This window comes from Halovivax sp. (genome assembly GCA_007119345.1).
Classification (GTDB): Archaea; Halobacteriota; Halobacteria; order Halobacteriales; family Natrialbaceae; genus Halovivax.
In genome coordinates, this window is record SKPV01000170.1 from 1 (window position 1) to 5,981 (window position 5,981).

Sequence of the window (5,981 nt, forward strand, 5' to 3'; positions counted from 1 at the left end):
CGACGAGCGCAGTTTCCGGACGCCGACGGCGACCTGGCGCTTCGACGACGAGCACCGCGCCGTCTACAACAACGGCGTGCTGACGGTCTCCGTCGGCACGACGGAGATCGAGTCCGTCGGATCGGCCGGAGCGGAATCCGTCGGAACGACCGACGCCGAGTCCGTCGAGACGACCGACGTCGAGTCTGACGAGTCCACGGACGCGGAGTCGGACGGCCCGACGGAACCGGAGTCCTGAGCGGTCCACTTCGGCTCGGTCCCCGCTCTCCCGCCGAATCCGGTGTTTGACCGTCGACCGGCGTTTCTCCGACGAGGCTACCGTCTCGCGATCGACGTCGGGTGTAAGAACCTCGTTTCAACAGCCGAACAATGACCGCTCGCATCCGCGGGCGAAGCCCCGCGGAGGCGGCCTTTTTAGCGTAGATTTTTGCAAGCGGTTCGAGGGAGCGAAGCGAGCGAGGTCGTTCGAAAGCGCGTCGCGCTTTCGTGATGCGAAAAATCTTCGATTTTTCAGCAACCCGCAGCAAAAAGGTACACGTACACCCGACGTCTCTCACTCGTTCCGCCCGTCGGACGCGGTCGTACCGAGTTTCGCGATCGCCGGCGGTCGGATCGATCCGTGCGTGTCGGCGAGCACCGGCGCGGCGACGACGAGCGCCGCGGCGGCCGCGGCGAGCGGGGCCAGAGCGAGCGGATGGCCGGTGAGTGCGGCGCCGGTCGCCGAGAGCGCGACGAACAGGCCGCAACCGCCGACCGTCGCGAGTCGCTGACGGGCGAGCGTGCGGTAGCCCTCGGGGAGTTCGGTGGCGCCGTCGGTGAGTCGCCAGGCGGCGAGCGCGCCGACGGCCGCGCCGAGGACCGCGAACGCCCGGACGTTCCCCGCGAGGATCGCGAGGGTCGCGAGCGCACCGGCGACGGCGAACAGTCCGGCCGTGGGGTCCCGGAGTCGCCCGCGGAGCGCCAGGATCGCCCCGAGGACGACCGCGCCGACGACGAGGCCGCCGACCACGTCGCCGACGTAGTGGGCGCCGAGGACGATCCGGCTGGCGGAGACGACGACGACGATCCCCGCGGCGGCGGCCAGTCGGGCCGGGCGGGTGCCGACGTCGGCGTCGATCGCGATCAGCCCCCAGAAGGCCAGCGCGGCCAGCGCGTGCCCGCTGGGAAAGCTCGCGGTGTCGATGAGGGCCGCGTGGGCGTACAGCGGCTGCAGCGCCAGGGGTACCTCGGCGACCGCGATCGGCGGCTCGACCGCGGGTCTGTCGACCGGCGAGAACGCCTTCGAGGCGGTCATCGCGCCGTAGATGGCGAGCATCCCGGCGAACCAGGGCCCCGTCCGCTCCCGGTCGCCGCGCACGTACCACCAGGCGGCGACGGGCGCGACGACGAACAGGCTCCCGAGAAACGACAGGACGGCCAGCGTCAGGACGAGCCACTCCGGCGAGGCGTCGGCCGCCGCTCTGACGACCTCCGGATCGAACCACATCGTCGGCCCCTACGCCGCTCGGGCCGGTATGTCTTGGGATTTGATAGGTTCCGTGACGGTGTCGAACCCTGACACGCTCGGCGGCGGGGCGCAGGTGAAAGCGCGAGCCGAACAGGGACGAGGTGGAGAGCCGAACCGAGGCGGAATGGGGGGCCGAATCTGGACGGGGTGGGGGCCGAATCTGGACAAGGTGGGGAGGTGGATCGGGATGGTACGGGGAGCCGGACCGGGACGAGGTGGATAAGCCGAACCGGGAGAGAGTGGGAAGCCGAACCGTGACGAGGTGGGAAATTGAATCGGGACGGAACGGGGATCGGTACCCCGCCATCGAGCCCGCCGGGAGCGGGACACTGATGCTCCTGGACGACACTCGATGGAAACGATGAGCTGGGAGGAGCAGTGGCCGGGCGAGCCGTACCAGGTCGCCGAGTCCGGGCGGGTGCCGGACGCCTCGCCGTTCCGGGTGGCGCTGAAGCGGTCGGCGTGCGAGGCCGCCGCCGAGATCGAGACCCTCCGCCAGACCGTCGGCGAGGTGGTCAGCTACGAGAGCCGGGCGGACGCGGTGACGAAGCTGGTCCACGCCGTCGACTGTCCGGGGTTGCGCTTCCAGCAGCCGGCGCCGAACGATCCCGCGGACGTCGACGCCTACCTGGTGAAACTCCGGGAGCCGGAGCCGACGCCGGAGTCCCGGGGCGATCCCGCCACGGGCTGGACGTTCGACGCGCGCGCCCAGCAGGTCGGCGCCCTGGCGGAGGCGCTGTTCGGCGCCTACCGCTGGGATCCGCCGCCGATCCTCGCCTACGCCGCCCGCGACCTCGAGGTCGACCCCGACGAGATCCGCGTCGAGGTCGACGACGAACCGGCCCGCGTCGGCGGCCTCGATCCCGAGGTCGAGGGGCAGTGGCACCCGGACTTCTCGTTCGTCGTCCGGCGCCGAACCGCCTCCGACCCCTCCGGCTACGAGGGGCCGGTCCTCCGGCGATACCTGGCGGAGGTCAAGCACGGCTCGACGAGCTTCGAGCGCCACCAGCGCGACCGGATGGAGCGCCTCGCCGAGCGCGGGCCGCGCCTGGACGTGCTGGTGATCCGCGTCGACCTCTCCGGGGCGCCCCAGAGCTACGACCTGACGATCCGCTCGGTGGCCCGGGACGGCCTGAGCGGCTGAGCGAGCGCCGAGTCCGGGCTGGGCCCGCTACGACGGCGGCCCCTCGTCGTCCAGCAGGCCCAGATCCTCGACGACGAGGTCCGCCAGCTGTTCTTTGAGCGCCGGATCCACCTCGGCGATCGCCTCGCCGTCGTGGAGCCGGTCGTTGTGGCGGTCGACCGCGTCCCCGACGTCGTCGAGCGGGACGCGCGAGGTCGTCTCGCACTCGGCACAGACGATGGGAACCGTCGGGTCGTCGTCGGTCATCGACGGAAGGTCTGTGGGGCACCGACAAAATATCACTGGTCGACGGGGCTGGGCCGATCGCGGGCCGACCACGCGCTGGTCCGTGGTCGACCGCGCGCTGGTCCGTGGTCGATCGCGGGCCGAACGCGCGCTGGTCCGTGGTCGACCGCGTGCCCGTCGGGGGGTCCACCGCGCGCCAGTCGGGGGTCGAACGGAGCGGTCGGCGGTCGAACGGACGGTCGGCGGTCGACCGCGAGCCAGTCGGGCGGTCGAACGGAGCGGTCGGCGGTCGACTGCGAGTGGGTCGGCGGTCGAAGGATGCGGACGAACGGCGGCGAGCGTCATCGTCGCCGGGAGACGGCCTTCGGCGGCACCAGCAAGGCCCGCTTATTCCCGACGCCCGGTCATACAATCGGGCATGTACGATCACGTCCTGATCCCGACGGACGGTACCGAAACCTCAGCGCGCGCGGTCGAGCACGGAGTCGGCTTGGCGGCCGAACTCGGCGCCACCGTCCACGCCCTGTCGGTGATCGAGGGGGCGGGAGCCGTCCAGCGCGATCAGATTCGCGCCGATCCGGAGGAGGAGTCCAGGGAGGCGGTCGAGGCAGTCGAGGCGGCCGCCGACGACGCCGGGGTCCCCGTCGCGACTGCGCTCCGGGAGGGGACGTCGGCCGACGAGATTCTCGAGCACATCGTCGAGCAGCAGGCGGATCTGGTGGTGATGGGGACCGACGAGCGCGCCGGGCTCGATCGCGTGTTCGACAACAGCGTAGCGGAGGAAGTGCTCGAGAACACGACGGTGCCGGTGCTGACGGTGACGAATCCGGCCTGAACGGCGGTTCGGAACACCCCGCGGCGCGCGGCGTTCACGTCCGCGGTTGCCCGAACTCGGCGGCGAACGCTTCGGCGACGACATCGAGAGGATCCTTCTCTTCGGGAGCGTCGCTCGCGCCGAGGAACGGGGCGTTCACTCGGACGTCGATCTGCTGGTCGTTCTTTCGGACGACGTCGACGACCCGGCAGCGCTGGAGAACGACGTTCGGGAGCTGGCGTACGACGTCGAACTGGCACACAGTGTCGTCCCCTCACTGGTCGTTCGAACCGAATCCGAGTACGAGCGAGCGCGGGATCGACCGTTCTTCCGAACCGTTCGTCGGGACTCGCAGGCGCTCTATGGCTGACGAGTGCGGCGACGCCCCGTCGGCGGAACTGGCGATGGCACGCGACGCGCTCACAGCTTCGTACGGCGCGGACGAGGGTTTATCGGGGTAGACGCAAACAGTGATTATATGAGCGAGATCGTGAAGACGGAGGACGTGATGGGTGGCCAGCCCAGAATCGACGGCCACCGCATCAGCGTCCTGCAGATCGCGGAGTGGATCCACGAGGAGGGGATGTCCCCCGATACGATCGCAACCGAATTCGACCTCGACCTCGCTGACGTCTACCGCGCACTCACCTACTATTACGACAACATCGAGGAGATGAACGAGTGGCGGCGACGTCGCAACGAACGAATCCAGGAGAGCCGTGAGCGCCAGCCCTCCCCCGAATCGTTCTCGAAGACCGCATGAAGTTGTGTTGCGACGAGAATGTCAAAGCTTCCATCGTAACATTACTCGAGCAGGAAGGGTACGACCTAGAGCGGGTTCAGGACGTCGATCTCGGTACCGATGACCCGAGTGTCGTCGATCACTGCCGCGAAACGGACCGCGTGCTGCTCACCAACGACGATGATTTCTTCGCCTTCGACGATCATCCCGGGATATTCTTTCTCGACGAACAGACGACGCCCGCTCGAGACGTTGTCACCGCCGTCCAGCGGATAGCACAGCACGTGGATCGCGACGAATTTGCGGACCGGGTGTGGCACGTCCCGAACGGTTGGGTTTAACAGTCGATCGTCGCTCGTCGTACGGATCGATCGCCTTCTCGGTGTCACCCGTACTCGGGCCGCTCCCGATATTCGATCGGATCTCGCTCCCCGAGGCGCTGGAACGCCTCGAGCCGGTAAGCGCAGGCGTCGCAGGTGCCGCAGGCGGGCGCCTCGTCGCGGTAGCAGCTCCAGGTCAGCTCGTAGGGGACCCCGAGCTCCAGGCCGCGCTCGGCGATGTCGGTCTTCGAGCGCTCGACGAACGGCGCCTCGATCGCGATCTCCGTGTCGTCCGCGGTGCCGACGTCGACGACTCGCTGGAAAGCCTCGAAGAAGGCCGGTCGGCAGTCGGGGTAGCCCGCGAAGTCCTCGCTGTGGGCGCCCAGGAAGACCGCGTCGCAGCCGTTCGCCTCGGCGCAGGAGACGGCCATCGACAGGAGGTTGGCGTTCCGGAACGGGACGTAGGTGTCCGGGATCTCATCGCTCTCGAGGTCGGCGTCGGCGATCTCGCGGGACTCGTCGGTGAGACTGGAGCCACCGATCGCGGCGAGGTGGTCCGTCTCGACGTGGAGGAAGTCCGCGTCGAGTTCGTCGGCCTGGGCGCGGGCGCACTCGTACTCCTTGGACTCGGTGCGCTGGCCGTAGGAGGTGTGCAGGAAGTGGAGGTCGTAGCCGCGCTCGCGGGCCTCGTAAGCCGCGGTGGCGCTGTCCATGCCGCCCGAGGCGAGGACGACGGCGCGTTTCGGTTCGTCGTCGGAGTCGTTGCCGGAGTCGACGGCGCGTTTCGGATCGTCCGCGGAGTCGACGGCGCGTCGGGTTTCGTCGGCGAAGCTGTTCCCCGTCATCTGCGGGCACCTCCGTTCGCGCGGGCGATCGCGTCCGCGAACCGGCGGCGTTCTGGCTCGTCGAGCTCGCCCACCGTGGCGCGGGTGGTCGTCTCGGTGGCCGTTTCGACGCCCCGCATCGCCTCGCAGAGGTGGGTGGCCGAGCACTCGACGGCGACCGCCTCGGCGCCGATCTCCTCGGCGAGGCCCGCGGCGAGCTCGTTCGTCAGGCGTTCCTGCACTGTGGGTCGCCGGGCGCGCCAGCGGACGTAGCGGGTCAGTTTCGAGAGACCGACGACCCGGCCGTTCGGCCGGTAGGCGACGTGGGCCGTCCCGTGGAAGGGGAGCAGGTGGTGCTCGCAGAGGCTGTAGAGTGGGATCCCGGTCTTGACGACGAGGGCGTCG

The 5,981-nt window shown here is 69.4% G+C and carries 9 protein-coding genes and 1 pseudogene; 6 read left to right on the plus strand and 4 right to left on the minus strand.

Annotated features, from left to right (window positions below):
• Nucleotides 1-238: pseudogene (locus QZT59_RS11480) on the plus strand (hypothetical protein); the annotation flags it as partial.
• A 315-nt stretch (nt 239-553) separates the two neighbouring features.
• Here QZT59_RS11480 and QZT59_RS11485 read toward each other — a convergent pair.
• On the minus strand, nt 554-1,486 hold the full coding sequence (locus tag QZT59_RS11485; protein WP_290816060.1) for a phosphatase PAP2 family protein: 933 nt from the start codon (nt 1,484-1,486) through the stop codon (nt 554-556).
• Between the two features lie 382 nt (nt 1,487-1,868).
• Here QZT59_RS11485 and QZT59_RS11490 point away from each other — a divergent pair, with 382 nt between their 5' ends.
• Nucleotides 1,869-2,651 (plus strand): hypothetical protein, encoded by a 783-nt coding sequence (locus QZT59_RS11490; RefSeq protein ID WP_290816063.1) that lies wholly within the window; start codon nt 1,869-1,871, stop codon nt 2,649-2,651.
• Nucleotides 2,652-2,678: 27 nt separating this feature from the next.
• On the opposite strand, the gene QZT59_RS11495 is transcribed toward QZT59_RS11490, so the two are convergent.
• A complete protein-coding gene (locus QZT59_RS11495) occupies nt 2,679-2,897 on the minus strand; it encodes a hypothetical protein (protein WP_290816066.1) in 219 nt (72 codons plus the stop codon).
• A 397-nt stretch (nt 2,898-3,294) separates the two neighbouring features.
• Here QZT59_RS11495 and QZT59_RS11500 point away from each other — a divergent pair, with 397 nt between their 5' ends.
• The 4 genes from QZT59_RS11500 (at nt 3,295) to QZT59_RS11515 (ending at nt 4,773) form a co-directional block, all read left to right on the plus strand.
• On the plus strand, nt 3,295-3,711 hold the full coding sequence (locus tag QZT59_RS11500; protein WP_290816069.1) for a universal stress protein: 417 nt from the start codon (nt 3,295-3,297) through the stop codon (nt 3,709-3,711).
• A 46-nt stretch (nt 3,712-3,757) separates the two neighbouring features.
• Nucleotides 3,758-4,060, plus strand: a complete 303-nt coding sequence (locus QZT59_RS19220) for a nucleotidyltransferase domain-containing protein (protein ID WP_394348650.1) — start codon at nt 3,758-3,760, stop codon at nt 4,058-4,060.
• Between the two features lie 108 nt (nt 4,061-4,168).
• The gene (locus tag QZT59_RS11510) at nt 4,169-4,453 is read left to right on the plus strand and encodes a DUF433 domain-containing protein (protein ID WP_290816075.1); all 285 of its coding nucleotides are present in this window, start codon (nt 4,169-4,171) and stop codon (nt 4,451-4,453) included.
• On the plus strand, nt 4,450-4,773 hold the full coding sequence (locus QZT59_RS11515) for a DUF5615 family PIN-like protein (protein ID WP_290816077.1): 324 nt from the start codon (nt 4,450-4,452) through the stop codon (nt 4,771-4,773). The genes QZT59_RS11510 and QZT59_RS11515 overlap by 4 nt, the downstream gene beginning before the upstream one ends.
• Before the next feature lie 44 nt (nt 4,774-4,817).
• Here the strand turns inward: QZT59_RS11515 and queC are convergent, their stop codons facing one another.
• Nucleotides 4,818-5,597, minus strand: coding sequence for a 7-cyano-7-deazaguanine synthase QueC (gene queC / locus QZT59_RS11520; RefSeq protein ID WP_290816080.1), 780 nt, complete (start codon nt 5,595-5,597; stop codon nt 4,818-4,820).
• The coding region (locus QZT59_RS11525; RefSeq protein WP_290816083.1) for a GTP cyclohydrolase I at nt 5,594-5,981 on the minus strand (388 nt) is incomplete at its 5' end. The genes queC and QZT59_RS11525, both read right to left, overlap by 4 nt.